Origin of the sequence: Faecalibacterium intestinale (assembly GCF_040096575.1) — a bacterium.
Taxonomy (GTDB): Bacteria; Bacillota; Clostridia; order Oscillospirales; family Ruminococcaceae; genus Faecalibacterium; species Faecalibacterium intestinale.
Window position 1 is genome coordinate 188,260 of sequence record NZ_JBBMEN010000001.1, and the last position, 20,321, is coordinate 208,580.

Below are 20,321 nucleotides of genomic sequence, written 5' to 3' on the forward strand. Positions count from 1 at the left end.
CTATGACACGATCCGGCTTGACCGGATTAAAGTCATAGGTCTTTATAATTTACATTATAAGCAGTCAGCATCCATACATAAGAAACGATCTGGTAGAAACACGCAAAGTAATGTCTACACAAAAGCAACTGAACAACCACAGCCGTAACATGAAATGTTATAAAGCAAGCGCATAGAGATGCTTGCCGGAATAAAATTGCTGGAGCAAAATGAATTACTAACAAACCAATGAAGCAGCGCATAACACGGAAAGTATCTGAAAGTGCGAGACAAATAAAACAATAAAACATGGTAAAAAGTGCAGAATGTGCAAAGCGGTTGAATCAAGCCTAAAAATGATCCAGCCGGGGCTGAAACGCCCAAAATCCGGGAAATGGGTATTTTTCACTCCCCTAAGTTTCGCATAACGTGCATTATACGAAACAGCAATAATCAAAAAACAGAAGCTGCCCTTCTCTCTTTCTGTCAGATTTCCGGCAGCTTCTGTGGATGCGTTTCAGTTTGCATACGCCTGCATCTACACCGCTGGACGTATTACCAGTACGTTCAAGTGTTTGACTTCTGCCTGCGATGGCTGTTCTGGTGCGTTACCAGTCATGTTATATAAGCAGTATCGCTTCTTCTGCTTTGGTGATGCGATGCTCATTTCACTGGCAGTGGTTCTGTGCCAAAGTACGTACAGGTGGCTTCGTAATAAATACGCGCCACAGTCTTGCAGCCCTCCTCGCTGCCAAATCGCTCTACATCCTCGACGTTTGTCACAAAGCACTGTTCTGACAATACTGCCGGACAATCCACATCTTCCAGCAGCGTAAAACTGCGCTCAGGCCGCACCTGTGTGTAGGTGTTCTCCACCAGCTGCTTCTGGTCGTTTTCCAGATAATAAATGTAACGCACTCCCCCACGTCCGCGCAGCTTTGCGCCGATGCTTTGCATTCCTCCGGCCAGCAGCCGGGCAAAATAAAAGCTTTCCTGATGCCATGTGCGCCCGGGCACTGCCGGATAGCACTCAAAGCCGGATGCCGTAGAGCCGTTGGCTGCGGAGTTGCCATGGATGGACAGCAGCAGCTGCGGGCTTTGGGCACTGGCGGTGGCTGCACGTTGGGCAGGTGTCGCGGTTTCATCAAAGCTTTCCCGGGTCTGCAAAGGGATGTAATTCGGATCCTGCTCTAGCCACTGAAGCAGCGCAGCAGCCGTAGCTGCGGTGATCTGTTTTTCCTCGACCACTCCCCTTGCGCCTGGGTCGCTGCCGCCATGCCCTGCGTCTATTGCCACCCGGTACGGCGGGTCGCCCACCACAGGACGAAAATCATCCTCTGATGCTGAGACTGCGGGTTCTGCGGGTGCATTCAGTTCCAGCGCCGCCTTCCATAAAAATAGGCCAAAGCCGAGCATCAGCACCGCAAAAACAAACAGCATACCGCGTAAAAGCTGGTGCTGTGTTTTGCGGCGGCGTGTTTTATGTTTGCTATGTTTATTTGCAGGTCTGCGCTGACTGGTTGGCATAAAGTTTTACTTCCTGTTCGTTTTACATTTATAATACGAGTATACTCGCCTTTTCCCTGCGCTGCAACAAAAAAAGACTGCCAATTTTTCAAAAGGCAGTCCTTACTGGGTTATTTCAGCTCTACAACCGTCACGCCGCTCTCACCTTCGCCGTAACGACCAAGACGGAAGCTTTTTACCATGCGGTTACCGCGCAAATGCTTATGGATGGCGGTGCGCAGTGCACCGGTGCCGTTGCCATGGATCAGATAGACCACCGTCTGCCCGTTCAGGATGGCGCGGTCAATAAAGGAATCCACCTCTGACAGCGCCTCGTCCACCGTAAGCCCCAGCAGGTTGCACTCCATTTTTGCGGTGCGCTGTACGCGCTCTACCCTGCCGTTGGGGCGGTTTGTATCACCGGTCAGGCGGGAGTACCGCTGCTGCGCTTTGGTCTTGGGCGCAGTTGGTTCTTTTACCAGCTTTTCCGGCTGCTTCAAGCCCTTGAGGGGTACCTTGGTCTTGATGATACCGGCACGCACCAGCACATCGCCGTTTTTGTCCGGCAGCGCCAGAACGGTGGCCAGCTGGTTCAGTTCTGCAATGCAGACCTCCTGCCCCACCTTTACCTCCTTCAACGGCACAAATTCCTTGACGGGGTTATGCACCACCTCTGTACCGGCAAACAGCTTTTCGGTCTCCTTTTTGGCAATCTCGCGGGCGCGCTGTGCCTTCTGCTGGGCGCTCATGCGCTCGTCCTTTTGCAGCTGGCGCAGTTCGTCGGTCAGCGCGTAGGCCTGTGTTTCCACCTGCTGTGCCAGTGTACGTGCCTTGGCACGGGCGGCTTCCAATTCGTTTTCGCCCTGCTGAATCAGCTCATCCCGCTTTTTGCGGGCGGCTTCCAGCTGATGAGAAGCTTCGTTGCGCAGCTGCTCCACCTCGTTCTGGCTTTCTTTCAGTTGAAGTTTCAGATCATCCAGCTGCCCCAGAACTGCATCCAGACGTTTATCCTCGGCAGACAGATGCTGCTGGGCAGCCTCGATAACACGGCTGGGTATCCCCAGCTTTTCGCTGATCAGGAATGCGTTGGACTTGCCCGGTACGCCCACACTCAGCTTATAGGTTGGGCGCAGGGTCTCCAGATCAAACTCGCAGCTGGCATTGACCACGCCCTTAGTCTCCAGCGCAAAGACCTTCAGTTCCGCATAGTGGGTGGTCGCCATCAGCAGTACACCACGGCGGCGCAGCTCCTCAATGATGGCAACAGCCAGTGCGGCACCCTCGGCAGGGTCGGTGCCGGCACCCAGCTCGTCCAGCAGCACAAGGGTGTGCGGCATGGCAAGCTCCAGAATGCCGGTGATCTTTTTCATGTGGCCGGAGAAGGTGGAAAGGCTCTGCTCAATGCTCTGCTCATCGCCGATGTCTACCAAAAATTCGTCAAACACACAGATCTCACTGCGCTCGTCTGCCGGGATTAGAAAGCCGCACTGTGCCATAGCACACAGCAGACCGGCAGTTTTCAGGGTGACCGTTTTACCGCCGGTGTTCGGACCTGTGATGATAAGGGAATCGTATTCACCGCCCAGTGCAATATCCACAGGAACGCACTTTTGCGGGTCGATCAGCGGATGGCGGGCGCGGATCAGATTAAAGGAAGAATCCATCCGCACAGCGGGCTTAAAGGCCTTCAACTCCAGCGCAAGCCGCGCCTTTGCCAGCAGGATGTCGATCTCCAGCATGGCCTTGTAGCTGTACTGAAACTGCGGCTCAATGGCAGCCACCTGTGCGGTAAAGGCCATCAGAATGCGCTCGATCTCCTGCGCTTCCTGTGCGCGGTACTGCAGGATGCGGGCATTGGCTTCCACCACAGCCTGCGGCTCCACAAACACCGTAGCGCCCGTAGAGGATACATCGTGGATGATACCGCTCACCTCGCCGCGGTACTCGCTCTTGACCGGCACAACATACCGGCCGTTGCGCATGGAAACCACGCTCTCCTGCAGGTATTTGGAGGTATCCATGTTGCGCACCATGCTTTCCAGCCGGTCGCGGATGCTGTTTTCAGTGGCGCGGATCTTCTTGCGCAGTTCTGCCAGCGTGCGGGAGGCGGTATCCGCCATGGCGTCCGGTGCCAGAATGGCACTTGAGATCTGCTGCTCAAGACCCGGTTCCGGTGCCAGCGCGTAAAACAGATCATCGGTCGGCAGTGCGTCATGTTCAGAGGAGCCGTACCAGCTGGTCAGGTGCTGAAAATTACGCAGTGCACCAGCCACCATCAGCAGCTCGCCCATAGAAAGCACACCGCCCTTTACGGCACGGGCGGCAAGTTGACTGACCCCCTCCACTCCGCCAAAGCGCGGTGAGCCGTTTTTGATCAGCAGAGTGTTGATGGCGTCCGTCTGTTCCAGTGCGTAGCGCACCTCGTCCGGGTCGCACTGCGGCTCAATGGCCAGCAGCATAGCACGGGCTTCCTTGCACACGCAGCCCTCCGCTGCTCGGGCAATGATCTTATCCAATTCTAATGTTTTTAAGTAGCTTGTTTCCATACTGTTCCTTTTTGGTCAGGGCAGCACGCTTTTCAAAAAGGCATAACTCTTCAGCGGCTTATCCAGATGCGTCAGGGCATAGTTTTCAGCCACTGCGGAAAGCTTTGCCAGACTGCCCACAGAGATCTTGAATGCAAATATTTTTTTGTCCTCTACCAAGCAGATGTGACGCAGTGCAAACAGCGCAGCCTTGTCCAGATTGCAGTTCTTGCCTGCTTTTGCGGCGCAGGCTGCACAGAGCAGATGCCCTTCCTGTGCGTCCAGATAAAAGGCATCTCCTTCATCGTAGGTGCCACAGTCCCGGCAGCAGACAATCTGCGGCATAAAGCCGCACTCACTCATGGTGCGCAGCTCAAATACCGCCTTGATCACCCGCAGGTCGGTGCGGTGCTCGCTGATCATATACAGGCTGTTCAGCACAAGCCGCAGCTCCCGGGCTGCTTCCTCTCCAGTAGGCGAAAGCGCAGCAGCCATCTCGGTAAGATACATAGCAAGGCTTACCCCTTCAATGGAGGAAGAAACGCCATGGAAGATGTTCTGCACCTCGGCTTCCCGCACGGTATACATATTGCGTCCGGGCACCAGTGTAAACTCTGAATAGCAGAACAGCCCGCAGGCGCTGAACAGCTTGCTTTTCAGTCGCAGACTGTTTGCAGCCATTGCCGTGATAACGCCCAGCTTCGGGGTTAGGATCGTCAGAATACGGTCTGCTTCTCTATAACGGGTCTCCTTCAGTACCAGACCCATGGTCACAAATGGTTCCATCGTCCGTTTCTCCTGCCGGATGCTCGGCGGGCAGCTGCACACATTGTTTGTAATCGAGATAACGGAGAATATTCCCCGTGCAGGCAAAGGCCTGCCAGCTTGCAGCAGCATCCATTTTCAGCACTCCTTCCCTTTCCTGTGCAAAGGCAACGCTTATTTATAGTGTCAGCCTGATTCTAGCACAGCATACAAGGGAAAACTGTCCTGCTTTGGCAGCGCTCAGCGGTTGGAGGGATTCTGCTTAAAGCCGAAATTGTTCAGCAAAAACTCGTTGTCCCGCCAGTCGGATTTTACCTTGACCCAGCACTGCAGGTTGACCCGGCAGCCCAGAAATTCTTCGCAGTCGGCGCGGGCAGCACTGGCGATCTTTTTGAGCATCGCACCGCCCTTGCCGATGACCATGCCCTTGTGGCTCTCCCGCTCGCAGTAGATGTTCACATCAATGTCGATCAGGTCTGTGCCCGGGCGCTCCTTGAAGCGCTCCACCACCACTGCAATGCCGTGCGGGATCTCGTCCCGCATGAAGAGCAATGCTTTTTCGCGGATGACCTCAGCCACCAGCTCTTTTTCCGGCATATCGGTGTAGGCGTCATCATCAAAGTAATGGGGACCTTCCACGGCGTAACGGCTCAGAGCATCAAACAGCTCCTCGCTGCCTTCTTTGTTGCGCACGCTGATGGTGTAGATTGCATCAAACACACCCAGTGCCTTCAGCTCTGCCTTGCGGGCTTCCAAATCGGCAGGGTCTTTCACAAGGTCAGTCTTGTTGATGACCGCAATGGCTGGGCCGCTGCGGTGCAGCGCTTCCACCAGCGCCATCTCAGATTCGTTCAACGCACCGTAGGGCTCGAACAGCATCATGGAAACATCCACATCCGCAATGGAATCGCTGGCGGTCTTATCCATGCGCTTGCCCAGCTTGTTGTGCGCCTTGTGCACACCGGGAGTATCCAGCAGCACATACTGCAGCGGCCCACGGGTGATCACGCCGGTAATGCGGGTACGGGTGGTCTGGGGCTTAGAGGTGACGATGGCCACTTTCTCGCCGACCAAGAGGTTTGTCAGGCTGGATTTGCCCACGTTCGGCCGTCCGATGACAGCAACGAATACAGAGGAGGTGTCGTAATGCTCCTGAACGGGTGTTGTAGTACTCAAAGCGAACTCCTGTCTTGTTTTTATGTTCTGTTGCAAAGGGATATCATTCCGTGTAGCTGACCGTGCGGGGCAGACCCAGCTGCAGCAGCACAGCCTCTTCTTTTTCGCGCATACGCATAGCTTCCAGACCGCCGTTTTCGTGGTCGTAACCCAGCAGATGCAGCATGGAGTGAACAGTCAAAAAAGCCACCTCCCGCTGCAGCGGATGCCCATACAGATTGGCCTGCTCCATGGCGCGCTCCATGCTGATGACGATATCGCCCAGCATCATGCAGCCGTTGTTCTCGTCGATATCATACTTGCCGTCCTCACCCAGAGGAAAGCTCAGCACATCGGTGGGCATGGGCTTGTTGCGATACTGATTGTTCAGCTCGGCAATGGCAGCGTTGTCCACAAAGGTAACGCTGATCTCTGCGGGACGGTCAAAATGCTCATACTCCAACACAGCGTTGCAGGCGCGGCGAATCAGAATGCGGAGCCCGGAGGGCACCTTGACAGCTTTCTGGGAGTTGGTGATCAAAACTTTGTTGGACATATCGGTCCACTCCTTTCAAAGGGTTATTTAAAATTCTTTTTGTTTTCTTTATTTTCCGCTTCGGCAGCCGGATGGGCGGCACGCTCGTAAGCCTTAACGATCTCCTGCACCAGCCGGTGGCGCACAACGTCCTTATCAGTAAAGTAGCACTGTGCAATGCCGTTCACATCCTTCAGCACCTTCAGCGCGTCCACCAGACCGCTGCGGGTGCTGCCCGGCAGATCGATCTGGGTCACATCACCGGTAACGACCACCTTGGAGCCTACGCCCATACGGGTAAGAAACATTTTCATCTGCTCCGGGGTGGTGTTCTGCGCCTCGTCCAGAATGATAAAGGAATCATCCAGTGTGCGCCCGCGCATATAAGCCAGCGGAGCGACCTCGATGATCTGCTTTTCCACCAGACGCTCGTAGGTTTCTGCGCCCAGCATATCAAACAGGCCATCATACAGCGGCCGCAGATAGGGGTCTACCTTCTGCTGCAGGTCACCGGGCAAAAAGCCCAGCTTCTCACCCGCTTCCACCGCCGGGCGGGTCAGGATAATGCGGGAGACCTCTTTGGCCTTGAAGGCCTTTACCGCCATGGCAACGGCCAGATAGGTCTTGCCGGTACCCGCCGGGCCGACACCGAAGGTAATGGCATTGGAACGGATGGCGCTCAGGTATTCCTTCTGTCCCAGTGTTTTGGGGCGGATCGGGCGTCCCTTGACCGTGACAGTAACAAAATCCTCGGTCAGCTCCTTTACCCGCTTCTCCGCGCCATCATGCGCCAGACTGATGCAGTAGTGCACAGTCTGATCCTCCAGCGGGGTGCGGTTCTCGATCAGAAGCAGCATTCCCTCCACGGCGCGGTTCGCAGCGGCCACGTTGGCAGGCTCGCCGGAAATGCGCAGCTGTGTGCCGCGACAGACGGCGGTGACAGAAAACTCTTTTTCCAATAAGCGAATATTCCGGTCACAGTTGCCAAAAACAGCCGCTGCGATCTCTACACTATCCAGTTCAATACACTTTTCCGCCATGGAGCTCCTCCCGAATTGCAGAATTTGATGACTATATTGTACCACCAAAATCTTCAGAAGAAAACTATGAAAAGTGCACAAAATATTTTCCTGCATTCCATCGGTTTTTCCATACGAACTGTGTCTTAAAGCTTTTTTTCTGAAAACACTTGACAAAGTATATCGTGAGACGATATACTTTAAGTACGATATATCGGTTGACGATATAAAGACGTCCGATAGAATCCATGGAGTATTTCAGTATGGAAAACCTTGCATTGACAGAATCGACCTATTATATCCTGTTGTCTCTTTACCATCCGCATCACGGCTATGGCATCATGCAGCAGACGGAACAGCTTTCCGGCGGCAGAGTCCATCTTGCCGCCGGGACACTGTATGGTGCCTTGACCTCTCTGTGCGAAAAAGGCTGGATCCGTCCCCTGCCCGCTGAGAGCGGCAGCCGCAAAAAGGAATACCAGCTTACCGCAGAAGGTGTACAGGTTTTAAAGCATGAGCTTGCCCGCTTGCAGCAGCTTGTGGCCAATGGTGAGAGCATCCTGAAGGAGGAAGCCTTATGAGGGAAAAGAAAACCGTTTTCAAGCTTTTCTTTGTGTGGGATTTTGAAAAAGAAGAGCGCTGGCTGAACGAGATGGCACAGGAGGGCTGGGTACTGGATAACACCGGGTTTTCCTTTTATACCTTTGTGCGCTGCGAACCGGGCGAGTATATCATCCGTTTGGAGATGAACCCTAGCAGCGATTACCGCGCCTTTGTAAAGGAGCTGGGTGCAGAGTATATCGGCGGCTGTGTCAACTGGGTGTACTTCCGGCGGAAAGCGGAGCTTGGCAGCTTTGAACTGCTCTCGGATATCGACTCCCGCCTGACGCACCTGAGCCGCATCGACAGGATGCTTTCCCTGATCTGTCTGGCAAACCTGATCATGGGCGTAACAAACTCTCTGAATCAGGCTCGCTGCGGCTGGTTGAACCTGTTGTGCGCAGCAATGCTCTCCTATGCACTGGGGCGTATCCGTGGCATGAAAGTAGCGCTGGAAAAGGAACGCAGTTTGCACGAATGATTTGTCAAGCCCTTCTTTGACACAACCGCAGAGAAAAAGCTGGCGTATCTTTGGATAAAAAGACAATGGCAAACTTTTCTCCATCGTGATACAATAGCAAGCGTTGTGTGCCGCCGCCCGGCGGCCGTTTATACTGCTTGAAAACAAAGGAGAAGGAACCATGGAACAGCTTTTTCTGATGCCCGGTGAAGAACGATACGAGCGCTTCAAGGATGGCAACGGTGTTCCTAAGGTGCACTACTCCTACTGCTCTATGCGCGGTGCATTCTTTGACTGCGAGAGCCGCAGTCTTGAGGAAGCCCAGCGCCTGTGCGAAAACTGGCTTGTGGGGCAGGACCGCTGCTACCGCAACTAACATAGAACCATAAAACCCCTGCCGTATTTGCAGACCTTTCCGCAAAACGGCAGGGGTTATTTTTATATAGGTTTTACTGCCACACCTGCGCACAGACAAGTTCCAATACACTGCCGGCAATACAGCGGGATTTATCCGATATCAGGAAACAGTTGGAAAGTTCCTCCCGCCGGGGGTCAATATCCGCGATCTTAAAACCCGGTGTGACTGGATAGCCGCTGCGCAGCAGTCCGCGCAGAATGCCGGGAATCTGTGCTGTGACCGGGATATCTGTCCCATCCTGAGTTCGGATAGTGGCAATGGTCTCACACTTCTCCACAAGATCACCGATTTTACGCACATTCATAAAAACACCGGCGGCCTGTGCATGGATCACCCGCTCTGCACCGTACCCGCCGATGACGCCGGGGATGCCGGTATTGGGGATTGCGCTCCCTTCCCGGATAATCCTACCCAGCCGGTGGCCGCGCTTGGTCTCCACCACGACGTCTACGTCCTGCCCGGCCACAAAGCCGGGACCAAGGGCAATGGTCAGCGGTGCCATATCCCGATGGGTGCCAAGGTTGCGCTTGGCCAGAATGGCGTCCACTACGACCTCCGGCTTTGCCCGGGCAATACAGGCTCCCTCCGGGTCAACGAGCACCGGAACAGCGCTCTGCGCCCAGACAGACTGCACCTGCTCTAATGTTTCAATGCGGACAGCGCGCAGACCCTCAACAGTTGTTTCGCCTTCATACACTGCTTCACACAGAGCCACCTGACGGCGAATGGCCGCGGGCTGTGCCGTTTCCAGTACCAGCACCCGCAGCCCGGCGCTCCACAACCGGTGGATGGTTCCAGTGGCAAGGTCGCCGCCGCCGCGCACGATAATTAAGGCATCCTTTTTCATTTTGCTTCCTCCCCGGGGAAAAGTGTCTGCAACAGCACCTCCATGGAGCCGCCACAGGCAGCAATGGCCGCATCCTCGTTTTTGCCGTCAGCCGAAAGCTGCAGGCATTGCAGAACGGGCGCAGCCTGTGCCAACAGCTTCTGAGCAGCCTGTACCGTGTAATGCTCCATAATACCGCCGCCCACACTGCCCACGGTACTGCCATCAGGCAGAACAAGCATTTTTGCGCCCACATCCCGCGGGGTGGAACCATGCCGTGCAACGATGGTCGCCAGCACCGCCGGAGTGCGGGCATTTTCTGCCTGCACCATTGCATCCAGCAATGCGATGGGATAACCCTCGGTCTGAGGGCGGCCATTCTTGACCTGCACGATCTGCGCCAGAATGGAAAGTGCGATCTCCGCAGCCGTCTGCGCCCCGATGGCAAGGCCGATGGGTGCGCAGAGCGACTCCACTCGCTGGCTGTCCAACCCGGTCTCCAACAGCTGACGGCGCACCAATGCGGCACGGCCACGGCTGCCCATCATGCCCACATAGGCCGCGGGCTTTTGCAGGATCAGGGTAAGGCAGTCCAGATCAAAGGCGTGGGAGCGGGTCAGCACCGCAAAATAGGTCTCTGCTCCGCCGGACACATTCTGGAGTGCCTGTGCAAAGGGGACGCAAAGCACGGTATCCGCTCCAGCGGCGCGCAGCTGCTGGGCAAATTCTTCCCGGTCATCTATGGCAAGCACCGGTAGGCCGAGAAGCTTTGCCTGTTTTACAAGGGCAGCAGCCACATGTCCGCCGCCGCAGACCACCAGCTGCGGCACTGCACCAAAACGCTCGGCAAATACCCGCTGCCCGTCCAGTGTAAGAAAGCCCGTAGCGGTACAGTCTTGCAAAGCGGCAAGCTGACGCTGCAAAAGCCCAGCGCTCGGGGTCTGCCACAGGGCATCTCCGTCCCGCAGCAGCAGCTGACTGCCTGTCTCTGCGCCTTCCAGCACGGTAGCCAGCGTATAGCTGCCGGTCTGGTTTGTATCTTGCAGAACGTCTGCAAGCGTTTGTCTGTTCATTGGTGTTTCTCTCCCTCTGTTATTGCTCCACAGGCGTTACCTTATCAAACCGTGTTTCGTCCAGTTCTGCCTGCCAGCTTTGCCAGTCCTCCGGCAGCATACGCCATGCAAGCCCGCACCCTGCCGAGATCTCACGCGGCAGCGGAATCAGCCGCCCGGGCACCTGTCGGATATGGCATTGCTTTTCCCACTCCATAGCTTCTAAGGTGGTACGGAAGGAAAGCACGATATAGCTTCGTTTTATTCGCATAAAAGTTCCCGGGCAAGTGCGCAGACCGCCTGCGCTGCCTGCTGCACCTCCTGCTCCGTATTGAAATGGGAAAAGCTGAACCGTACTACGCCCTGCTCCACAGTGCCAAGCGCCTTGTGCATCAGCGGAGCACAGTGCGCTCCGGCACGCACGCAGACGCCATAGTCCTCCCACAAGATATCTGCCACCCGGGCAGAATCCTCCTGTCCGATGTTCAGCGCCACAATGGGCGCACGGGGCTGTATGGTCATATCGCCGTACACCGTTACACCAGGTGCAGTACGCACCTGCTCATAAAACAGGCAGGCAAGGGCGTTTTCCCGGGCGGCAAGGCTTTCTACGCCCTGCTCCAGCAGCCAGCGCACCCCGGCACACAGCCCTGCAAGGCCGTGCACGTTCAGCGTGCCAGCCTCCAGTGCGGTGGGCATCTGCAATGGGTGCGTTTCGTCAAAGCTGTGCACGCCGCTGCCGCCCACAAGGAGCGGCGCGATCTGTAACCCGGGGCGCACATAAGCACCGCCAGTACCCTGCGGCCCCAAAAGCGCCTTGTGACCGGTAAAGCAGAGGGCATCTATGCCCAGCCGCTGCACATCAATGGGCTGTGCACCGGCAGTCTGGGCAGCATCTACGATGAACAGCAGACCGTGCCGGTGGGCAAAGTCTGCTGCGCGGGCAAGGTTGGTGCCGTTGCCGGTCACGTTGGAATCCCCCGTCACCACCAGTGCCCGGGTGGTTGGTCGCAGCAGCGTTTCCCACTGGTCGTAGCAAAGCCGTGCAACGTCATCCACCCCGGTAAAGGAGACCTCTACTCCCTGCGCCCGCAGCCGGTACAGCGGACGCAGAACGGAGTTATGCTCGCATACCGTTGTGATGACATGGTCGCCCGGATGCAGCACGCCGTTCAGTACTGTGTTCAGCGCCATGGTTGCGTTGGCGGCAAAAACAATGCAGGAGGGGTCTGGCGCATGGAAAAGCTCTGCCAGCGCCAGACGGGTGTCCAGCACGATCCGTGCGGCGTGAAGGGTAGGCTCGTGTGCGCCGCGCCCGGGGTTGCCTGCCGTGTGCAGCGCCTCCAGAATAGCCTGTTCCACCTGCGGTGGTTTATGCAGAGTTGTGGCTGCGTTATCCAGATAGATCACGGTTTTACCACGTTCCCGGCCTGTGTCAGCTTTTCGGCAATGGTATACATATTGGTCACACTGCCCACCGCCAGCTTCTCGGTAAGGCCGTAAAAGTTCAGGCAGGTGCCGCAGGTCAGGATCTCCACGCCCTGTGCTTCCAGTGCCTTGAGATCTTCCAGCATGGCAGAGCCTTCACAGGTCAGCGCCGCACCGCCGTTATAGAACAGGATGGTCTTGGGCAGCTTGTCCTGCTGGGTCAGTGCAAACACAAAGGCCTTGAGCAGGGTCTTGCCCAGCTCCTCGCTGCCATCGCCCATAACGGCAGCGGAAATAGCCACCACCGTATCGGTTCGGGCATCCGGTACGCAGACAGGAGCCTGCTCTGCCGGGGCGTCTGCCGCTTCTCCCAGTGTGAACAGCACACGGTACTTGCGCTCTTCCAGCTTTTCAGCACTATACTGATAGCCCTTCTGCTGTGCCATCTTGGTCAGGTTCTGTACGGCGATCTCGTTGTCCACCAGTACCTCCACCTGTCCCGCGCCCTGCAGCTCAGAAATCGCCTTTTTCGCCTTGACGACCGGCAGCGGGCAGGCATCGCCCAGTGCATCTACTTTAATAAACTCAGCCATGCTGATTACTCCTCTCATTTGTCTATTACAGTGATCTCGATTTCCTGCTTCGGCAGGATTTCTCCCACGATGCTTGCCGGCAGACCTGCGGTGCGCAGTTCCTGCTCCAGAGCCGCTGCATCCGCCGGATCTACTGCCAGCAGCAGCCCGCCGGAGGTCTGCGGGTCGAACAAGACCTCCTCCATGGCGAAGCTTACGTTTTCAAACCGGACGAACGGCCCGGTATGGTTGCGGTTGCGCTGCCCGGCGGCAGTGTACAAAAACGCATCCGCTGCTTTTTCTGCGCCCGGCAGCACCGGCACGGCATCTGCGTAGATGATGCAGGAAAGTTTGCCGCCCATCATCTCATGCAGATGGCCGAGAAAGCTGAAGCCGGTCACATCCGTAGCAGCATGGACGTGATACTTGCGGCTGAGTTCTGCCGCCGTTTTGTTTAAGGTGGTCATGGAGCGGATAGCTGCTTCCATCTCCTCCGGGGCGGCCTCACTTACGCGGTTTGCCGTGCAGAGCAGACCCACGCCTAAAGCCTTGGTCAATACCAGCTTGTCGCCGGGCATACCGGTGTCGTTCGTATACATCCGGTGCGGGTCTACAAGGCCGGTCACGGAAAGGCCGTATTTTACCCCGCTGTCCGCGATGGAATGCCCGCCCGCAAGGCTGCCGCCGGCTTCTGCCACCTTTTCAGCACCGCCGCGCAAAATCTCGCCCAGCACATTCAAGTCCATATCCTCTGGGAAACAGACCAGATTTAAGGCAGTCTTTACCTCGCCGCCCATGGCGTAGACATCGCTCAGGGCGTTCGTGGCAGCAATCTGCCCAAAGGTGTAGGGGTCGTCCACCATCGGTGGAAAAAAGTCCACGGTCTGCACCAGTGCAATGTCGTCCGTAATGCGGTAGACTGCGGCATCATCCCGGCTGTCGTAGCCGACCAGAAGATCCGGGTCTTTTTCGCCCCGGGGCAGCTTTTCCAGAATACGGCTCAGCACCCCGGCACCCAGCTTTGCGGTGCAGCCGCCCCCGGTACAGAATACGATCTTATCTTCCTTGCTCATGCGCGTTCTTCCTCTTTGAAATGCGTCAGCACGCACTGTATGCCCTGCTGACGCAAAAGCTGTTGTATTTGTATGCCCTGCTGCTGCAGTTCCGGCGTATCAACCTGATTGAGCACAGCGTAAAACTCCCGGTCACCCACCACCTTGCGGCCGCCCTGCGTGCTTGCAAGCAGCTGCGCCAACATGGCCGGCGTAAGGGGCGCATCCGGCGCAGTCGCTAAAAACTGCGGACGGATGGTTTCATAGCGGAAGCAGACCTCCCGCAAGGGCTTGCCCAGCGCCGAAAGCCCTGCTACCGCCAAAACGATATCGCTTTGGGGCAGCAGCACAGGCTCGTGCGCCGCCGGGACCTTGCAGGGGTGGTGCTTTGCACCGTCCGCTTCTATAAATACCGCATCTGCCTGCGCCATCCGGCGCAAAAGCTGCTGCGGCGGCAAAGTCAGCTTCCCGTTTTCTGCCGGAGTGCCGATCACTGCGTAGTGACCCGCTTGCCACAGAGTTGTAAGCGCTGCGTCATCCGGTGCATAGTAGGCTACCGATTGCCGGATGCGGGTGGTCGTCATCACAACCACCCGCCAGCCCTTGCGGGCACAGTGGTCTGCCATGGCATACAGCAGGGTGGTTTTGCCCCCGCCGCCTACCAGAGAAACGATATGCCCTTTCTCTGCCAGAAACGGAAGCACTTTTTCGTTCAGCATCAGCCTTTACTGCTTGGCTGCAACTGCCATAGCGATCTGCTCCGGGGTGATGGGCAGCTCGTAGAAGCGGGTGCCGATGGCGTTGTAAATGGCGTCCGAGATGGCGGGCAGCGGCGTATTGATGACCACCTCGCCGATGGACTTTGCACCAAAGGGGCCGTTGGGCTCGTAGCTGTTCTCAAACTCCACATGGATGCGGCCGATATCGTTGCGGGCAGGGATCTTGTACTGGAACAGAGAATTCTCTTCCGGGTAGCCGTTTTTGTCGTAGGTGATGTTTTCGGTCAGGGTCATGCCGATACCCTGCAGGATGCCGCCTTCGGCCTGCACCCGGGTCAGGTTGGGGTTGATGGGAGTTCCGCAGTCCACGCAGGCATCAAATTCCAGCACCCTCACCTCGCCGGTCTCGGTATCCACCTCTACCTCGGCAGCGCCCACCATATACGGCGGCGGCGACAAGGGCGAGGTGTGGGTCTCGGTAAATTCCAGCGGGATCTTATGGCCGAACTGGGAAGCAAAGGCGATATCGGACAAAGTCTTTTGGTGGGTGGGGTCGGCGCTTTCAAACACGACCTTGCCGTCAAACTCCACGGCATCCGCCGGGCATTCCAGCAGTTCCGCGCCCAGCTTGCAGATCTGTTCCCGCAGCTTCATGGCGCACTTCTCAGTGGCCTTGCCGGTGACATAGGTGGTGCTGGAAGCATAGGAGCCGGAATCATAGGGAGAGGAATCCGTATCCGCACCAAAGACGGTAACATTATCCAGCGGGCAGTCCAGAACCTCGGCAGCGATCTGCGCCAGCGTGGTGTCGCAGCCGGTGCCCATATCGGCAGCGCCGATCATCAGGGTATAGAAACCGTCATCGTTCAGCTTGAGGGTAGCGCTGCCTACATCCATGCCGGAGATGCCGGAGCCCTGCATTGCCATACCCATGCCCACGGCACGGATCTTACCGTTGCCCATATCCCGGGCAGGATACTTGTGCTCCCAGTCGATCATCTCGCGCACCTTGAGCACGCACCGGTCCAGTGCGCAGCTGGTATTTACCGCGCCGTAATAGGCGGGCATCACATCGCCCTCCTGCACGGTGTTCTTCAGGCGCAGTGCAATGGGGTCCATGTTCAGCTTGTGTGCCAGCTCGTTGACCGCAGATTCCACCGCAAACAGACCCTGCGTAGCACCATAGCCGCGGTATGCACCGGCAGACATGTGGTTAGTATATACCACATCGCTGACAAAGCGGAAGGCCTCGGCCTTGCCGTACAGCGGAATGGACTTATGACCGGACAGACCCACGGTAGTGGGGCCATGCTCACCGTAAGCACCGGTGTTGGACAGAGTGTACAGGTCGATGCCCTTCACGATGCCGTCTCTGGTAGCGCCCAGACGGACGTGCATCTCCATCTCGTGGCGCGGCGAAGAAGCCGTCTGGCTTTCCACCCGGCTGAAGATAAGCTTGGAAGGTTTTTTGGTCATCCATGTCACAAAGGCCGGGTACACCTCGCTGACGGCGGTCTGTTTTGCACCAAAGCCGCCGCCGATGCGGGGCTTGGAGACACGCACCATGGATTTGGGAATGTGCAGTGCATTGGCAATGTTGCGGCGGGCGTGGAAAACGATCTGGGTAGAACTGAGCACATTCAAACGCCCGTAAGTATCAATGGAGCAATAGGTGCGGAAGGTCTCCATCATAGCCTGCTGGCAGGCCTTGGTGTGGTACACATGGTCGATGACCACATCACATCCGGCCAACACAGCGTCAATATCGCCGCTGCCGCACGCATCGTGGGCGCAGAGGTTGCGCTTGTTGTCGGCACCCACGGGGGCAAGGCTTTCCCAGTTGTCCTCCGGGTGCACAAGGATGGGGTTATCCTTTGCGGTGTGGAAATCCAGAACAGCTTCCAGCACCTCGTAGTCTACTTTGATAAGCTTGAGCGCCTTATCTACGCACTTTTCATCTTTACCGGCTACGATAGCCACCACATCTCCCACAAAGCGGACGTGGCGGTCGATCAGCAGACGGTCGTAGGGGCTGGCCTCCGGGTAGGTCTGGCCGGCCTGTGTGTAGCGGCGGGCATCCTGCGGCACATCCTCCCAAGTGAAGATGGCTTCGATGCCGGGCACCTTTTTGGCAACAGCGGTGTTGATGCTGCGGACGATGGCGTTTGCATGGGGCGAGCGCAGCAGCTTGACGATCAGGCAGTCCTGCGGGATGATATCATCCATATAAACAGGCTGGCCGGTGACCAGCTGCATCGCGTCTTTTTTGCGGAACGGTTTGTTGACGGTTTTCACTGTGCGCCCTCCTTCTGCTTTTTCCATGCCAGAAAGTTCATGATGCCGCGCAGCTGGCCTTCGTAGCCGGAGCAGCGGCACAGGTTTCCGGCAAGGTATTCCTTCACCTGCTCTTCACTGGGGTACGGCTGCTCCCGGAACAGAGCCAGCGCGTTCATGATAAAGCCCGGGTTGCAGAAGCCGCACTGCTCTGCGCCCTGATCTGCGATAAAGGCACCAAACTCGGCGGCCTCCTGCTGCAAGCCCTCCAACGTGGTGATTTTATGCCCATCGGCACGGGCTGCCAGCACGGAGCAGGACAGCACAGGCTTATCGTCCATAAACACGGTGCACAGACCGCAGTTGGAGGTCTCGCAGCCGCGCTTGACGCTCTTGCAGCCGTGTGCGCGGACAAAATCGATCAAAAGCATATCCGGGGCGATTTCCTCGGATACCCGGACACCGTTCAATGTAAGTGTGATCTGCATTTACTTTTCCTCCTGCATTTTACGCTGTTCCAGTTCCAGCACTGCGCGCTTTGTCAGCACGCCAGCCAGATGCCTGCGGTATTCGGCGCTGCCGCGCATATTGGAGCCGGTAACGATCTGCGCCTTTACGCTTTCCGCAAGCTGTGCGGCAAGCTGTTCTGCCGCAAGGGCAGGCTCTGCCGGGAGCTCGAACCGCACAGCGCGCAGCGGACGTGCACCAATGGCGATGCGGTAATCTCCGGTCTCCAACCGGGCAGCGGCGCAGGTCAGCACCGGAATATCGGTCTGACTGTTGCGCACCGACTGGTAATAGAGCTGCATCGGTGTCTTTTTTACGATCAGCCGCACCAGAACATCCCGGTCATAGGGGCGCTGGGCATATTCATGCAGCGGCAGGATACCGCCTTTGTACAGCTCTACATCACAGTCCATGGCTAGGAACATGGTCAGCACATCCGAAAAACCGAACCGGCTGTAAATGCTGCCGCCCACGGTTGCCAGATTGCGCAGCTGCACGCCCACGATATGGCGCACAGTCTCCCGCATAGCACCATGAGTATAGGCGGCAAGCCCCGGATGCTGTTCCAGCTGGCGCAGGGTGACCATAGCGCCGATGGAAAAGCTGTCCTCGGTCTCCTCAATGGTATCCAGTCCCAGACCGGAAAGGTCGATGGCGGTGCCGACATTGATGGTTTCCATCTTTAGCCAGATCATGCCGCCCAAAATGCGGTTTGGCTTTTTCTGGTTCAGCTGCCACGCTTCCTCCAGACTTTCTGCCCGCTTATATTCTCGGATCGTCATCATGTGCAGTACCTCTCTTTTCTATCGCTGCGATATCTCTGCTTTTATTTTAGCACAGCTTTCGGTATAATACTATTATAAAATGCTGCTGAAGGGGTGTTTTTGTATGAAGAAGTCGCTTACGGTCGGCTGTGTGATCATGGCCTCCGGGTTGAGCCGCCGGTTTGGCACAAACAAGCTGCTGGCGGATTTTTGCGGGCAGCCCATGCTCTGCCGTGCTTTTGACGCTACCGCCACACCCGGTATTGCTGCCCGCATCGTGGTGACCCGCTCGGAAGATGTACAGGCACTGTGCAGGACGCAGGGCGTCCCGGTGCTGCTGCACAGTCTGCCCGGCCGCAATGATACCGTTCGACTGGGCCTTTCGGCACTGCTGGAGCAGCAGCCGGAGCTTAGCGGCTGTATATTTCTGCCCGGGGATCAGCCCCTGCTGCGCCGGGAGACGGTAGAAGCCATGACAGAGCGCTTTTGCCATGAACAGCCATCCCCGACAGAATGGCAAAAAGAAACAGAACGGGAGATCTTCCGTCTGGGCGCCGTGGCCGATAACGACCCGACACCTCTTGTTGGAAGTCCCGTTCTGTTTGGAAGCAGTTTCTTTTCGGAACTGCTCACCCTGCCGGAAAACAAAGGCGGCAACGTGCTGCTTAAAAAGTACCCTGCACAGGTGCGCACGATCTGCATTGCAGACAGCGCAGAACTGCTGGATGCAGACATCCCGGAGGTGTTGCAGCAGCTGGAGACCATTGCCCGGCAAAAAGGCTAAAGCTTATTCTGCCATATCGTTCTTGGGCAGCAGCACGTTCAGCAGAATCGCCACAAAGGCAGCCGGAACGATACCGGACTCGCCACAGATCAGCTGGAAGACCTGCGGAGCCTGTGCCAGAATGCCGCTGTTGGCACCCATACCGTAGCCCACGCCCAGTGCCACAGACACGATGGTCAGGTGGCGCGGGGTCATCTTTTCCTTGGTGATCAGCTGGATGCCGCTGACCACGATGGAAGAGAACATCATAACGGCAGCACCGCCCAGAACGGCCTGCGGCATGATGGAGATCAGCGCGCCCAGCTTGGGGATCAGGCCGCAGAGGATCAGGAACACAGCGCCGGAAGCCAGTGCCATGCGGTTGACCACCTTGGTCATGGCCACCAGACCCACGTTCTGGCTGAAAGAGGTGTTGGGCAGCACGCCGAACAGTGCGGCAAAGGTAGAGCCGAGACCATCACAGATGACGCCGCCGGACAGCTCCTTATCAGAGGGCTCACGGTTCATGCCGCCCTCCATCACGCCAGAGATATCGCCCACCGTCTCCACTGCGGTGACGATGAACATAATCAGCACCGGCAGGATCGCACGGGCATCAAATACCACCTTGACCGGCATCAGCTTGGGCACTGCGAACCAGGAAGCCTGCGCCACCTTGCTCCAGTTGAGCACCCATGCCTTGGTGAACTCTACGCCATCAGCAGTCACACCAGTGGTGGGCAGCACCAGACCCATGATGAAAGCAACCACATAACCGGCCAGAATGCCGATAAGGATGGCGGAGGAGCTGAGGAAACCGGTGGTCCAGTGCTTGAAGAACAGGATGACTACCAGCACGAACAGTGCCAGCAGCAGGTTCTCCACAGAGCCGAAATCCTTGGCCTTGTTGCCACCGCCGAAGGAGTTGATGCCTACCGAGATCAGCGAAAGGCCGATGGAAAGCACCACCGTGCCGGTGACCACCGGCGGGAAGAACCTGCGCAACGGCTTCAGGAAGAAGCCCAGCACGCTTTCAAAAATACCGCCGATGATGGATGCGCCCATAATCGCGCCATAGGCCAGCACACCGCCGCCCATCGTGCCCACAACGCTGTTGAACACGCCAATAAAGCCGGAACTGGTACCCATGATAATAGGTACTGCGCCGCCCACGGGTCCGATGGTGAACAGCTGCACCAGCGTGACGATACCTGCCACGAACATGGCGCTCTGCAGCAGGGTGACCTGCAGGTCTGCAAACTCGCCGCCTGCAATGCCGCAGGCGCTGGTGATGATCAGCAGCGGGGTCAGGTTGCCCACGAACATGGCGCAGACGTGCTGCAAGCCCAGCGGAATGGCCTGCCGCAGGGACATTTTGGCTTCAAACTGATAAGCCGCTTCT

At 56.9% G+C, this 20,321-nt stretch carries 21 protein-coding genes; 4 read left to right on the plus strand and 17 right to left on the minus strand.

Translation table 11 applies throughout. The annotated features are described in order from the left end of the window. Positions 1-642 precede the first annotated feature (642 nt). The 6 genes from WMO20_RS00860 to WMO20_RS00885 all read right to left on the minus strand — a co-directional run bounded on the left by WMO20_RS00860 (position 643) and on the right by WMO20_RS00885 (position 7,505). Positions 643-1,419: an N-acetylmuramoyl-L-alanine amidase family protein gene (locus WMO20_RS00860; RefSeq protein WP_349185537.1), complete on the minus strand. Its 777-nt coding sequence runs from the start codon at positions 1,417-1,419 to the stop codon at positions 643-645. Positions 1,420-1,616: 197 nt separating this feature from the next. Then, positions 1,617-4,031, minus strand: coding sequence for an endonuclease MutS2 (locus tag WMO20_RS00865; RefSeq protein WP_349185538.1), 2,415 nt, complete (start codon positions 4,029-4,031; stop codon positions 1,617-1,619). Positions 4,032-4,046: 15 nt separating this feature from the next. After that, positions 4,047-4,796, minus strand: coding sequence for a DNA repair protein RecO (gene recO / locus WMO20_RS00870; RefSeq protein WP_249242045.1), 750 nt, complete (start codon positions 4,794-4,796; stop codon positions 4,047-4,049). Positions 4,797-5,015: 219 nt separating this feature from the next. Beyond that, positions 5,016-5,951, minus strand: coding sequence for a GTPase Era (gene era / locus WMO20_RS00875; RefSeq protein ID WP_308562601.1), 936 nt, complete (start codon positions 5,949-5,951; stop codon positions 5,016-5,018). A 43-nt stretch (positions 5,952-5,994) separates the two neighbouring features. Next, positions 5,995-6,486 (minus strand): rRNA maturation RNase YbeY, encoded by a 492-nt coding sequence (gene ybeY, locus WMO20_RS00880; protein ID WP_112089898.1) that lies wholly within the window; start codon positions 6,484-6,486, stop codon positions 5,995-5,997. Between the two features lie 23 nt (positions 6,487-6,509). Then, positions 6,510-7,505: a PhoH family protein gene (locus WMO20_RS00885; RefSeq protein WP_097780335.1), complete on the minus strand. Its 996-nt coding sequence runs from the start codon at positions 7,503-7,505 to the stop codon at positions 6,510-6,512. A gap of 242 nt (positions 7,506-7,747) precedes the next feature. Between WMO20_RS00885 and WMO20_RS00890 the strand changes: the two genes are divergently transcribed. The 3 genes from WMO20_RS00890 to WMO20_RS00900 all read left to right on the plus strand — a co-directional run bounded on the left by WMO20_RS00890 (position 7,748) and on the right by WMO20_RS00900 (position 8,920). Continuing rightward, positions 7,748-8,065: a PadR family transcriptional regulator gene (locus WMO20_RS00890; protein ID WP_349185539.1), complete on the plus strand. Its 318-nt coding sequence runs from the start codon at positions 7,748-7,750 to the stop codon at positions 8,063-8,065. After that, the gene (locus WMO20_RS00895) at positions 8,062-8,565 is read left to right on the plus strand and encodes a DUF2812 domain-containing protein (RefSeq protein ID WP_349185540.1); all 504 of its coding nucleotides are present in this window, start codon (positions 8,062-8,064) and stop codon (positions 8,563-8,565) included. Before WMO20_RS00890 ends, WMO20_RS00895 begins: the two co-directional genes overlap by 4 nt. 160 nt (positions 8,566-8,725) lie before the next feature. After that, positions 8,726-8,920 (plus strand): DUF3873 family protein, encoded by a 195-nt coding sequence (locus WMO20_RS00900; protein WP_015538508.1) that lies wholly within the window; start codon positions 8,726-8,728, stop codon positions 8,918-8,920. 73 nt (positions 8,921-8,993) lie between these two features. Here the strand turns inward: WMO20_RS00900 and yqeB are convergent, their stop codons facing one another. From yqeB to WMO20_RS00950, 10 genes are read right to left on the minus strand one after another with little or no spacing between them, the layout of a single operon-like run. Beyond that, positions 8,994-9,809 (minus strand): selenium-dependent molybdenum cofactor biosynthesis protein YqeB, encoded by an 816-nt coding sequence (gene yqeB / locus WMO20_RS00905; protein ID WP_349185541.1) that lies wholly within the window; start codon positions 9,807-9,809, stop codon positions 8,994-8,996. Further along, positions 9,806-10,861: an XdhC family protein gene (locus WMO20_RS00910; RefSeq protein ID WP_349185542.1), complete on the minus strand. Its 1,056-nt coding sequence runs from the start codon at positions 10,859-10,861 to the stop codon at positions 9,806-9,808. The genes yqeB and WMO20_RS00910 overlap by 4 nt, the downstream gene beginning before the upstream one ends. Positions 10,862-10,880: 19 nt before the next feature. Next, positions 10,881-11,111, minus strand: coding sequence for a putative Se/S carrier protein (locus WMO20_RS00915; protein ID WP_349185543.1), 231 nt, complete (start codon positions 11,109-11,111; stop codon positions 10,881-10,883). Then, positions 11,102-12,250, minus strand: a complete 1,149-nt coding sequence (locus tag WMO20_RS00920) for an aminotransferase class V-fold PLP-dependent enzyme (RefSeq protein ID WP_349185544.1) — start codon at positions 12,248-12,250, stop codon at positions 11,102-11,104. The genes WMO20_RS00915 and WMO20_RS00920 overlap by 10 nt, the downstream gene beginning before the upstream one ends. Beyond that, positions 12,247-12,861, minus strand: coding sequence for a sulfurtransferase-like selenium metabolism protein YedF (gene yedF, locus WMO20_RS00925; protein ID WP_349185545.1), 615 nt, complete (start codon positions 12,859-12,861; stop codon positions 12,247-12,249). The genes WMO20_RS00920 and yedF overlap by 4 nt, the downstream gene beginning before the upstream one ends. A 14-nt stretch (positions 12,862-12,875) precedes the next feature. After that, positions 12,876-13,913, minus strand: coding sequence for a selenide, water dikinase SelD (gene selD, locus WMO20_RS00930; protein WP_349185546.1), 1,038 nt, complete (start codon positions 13,911-13,913; stop codon positions 12,876-12,878). Next, the gene (gene yqeC, locus WMO20_RS00935; protein WP_349185547.1) at positions 13,910-14,611 is read right to left on the minus strand and encodes a selenium cofactor biosynthesis protein YqeC; all 702 of its coding nucleotides are present in this window, start codon (positions 14,609-14,611) and stop codon (positions 13,910-13,912) included. The genes selD and yqeC overlap by 4 nt, the downstream gene beginning before the upstream one ends. A 6-nt stretch (positions 14,612-14,617) precedes the next feature. Continuing rightward, a complete protein-coding gene (locus WMO20_RS00940; protein WP_349185548.1) occupies positions 14,618-16,906 on the minus strand; it encodes a xanthine dehydrogenase family protein molybdopterin-binding subunit in 2,289 nt (762 codons plus the stop codon). Continuing rightward, entirely contained in the window at positions 16,903-17,373 is a 471-nt protein-coding gene (locus WMO20_RS00945) for a (2Fe-2S)-binding protein (protein ID WP_349185549.1), read from the minus strand. Before WMO20_RS00945 ends, WMO20_RS00940 begins: the two co-directional genes overlap by 4 nt. Next, the gene (locus WMO20_RS00950; RefSeq protein ID WP_349185550.1) at positions 17,374-18,177 is read right to left on the minus strand and encodes an FAD binding domain-containing protein; all 804 of its coding nucleotides are present in this window, start codon (positions 18,175-18,177) and stop codon (positions 17,374-17,376) included. 103 nt (positions 18,178-18,280) lie between these two features. On the opposite strand from WMO20_RS00950, the gene WMO20_RS00955 reads away from it, so the two are divergent. After that, positions 18,281-18,940: a nucleotidyltransferase family protein gene (locus tag WMO20_RS00955; protein WP_349185551.1), complete on the plus strand. Its 660-nt coding sequence runs from the start codon at positions 18,281-18,283 to the stop codon at positions 18,938-18,940. Between the two features lie 3 nt (positions 18,941-18,943). On the opposite strand, the gene WMO20_RS00960 is transcribed toward WMO20_RS00955, so the two are convergent. Further along, positions 18,944-20,293, minus strand: coding sequence for a uracil-xanthine permease family protein (locus WMO20_RS00960; RefSeq protein WP_242852891.1), 1,350 nt, complete (start codon positions 20,291-20,293; stop codon positions 18,944-18,946). Positions 20,294-20,321: the final 28 nt, after the last annotated feature.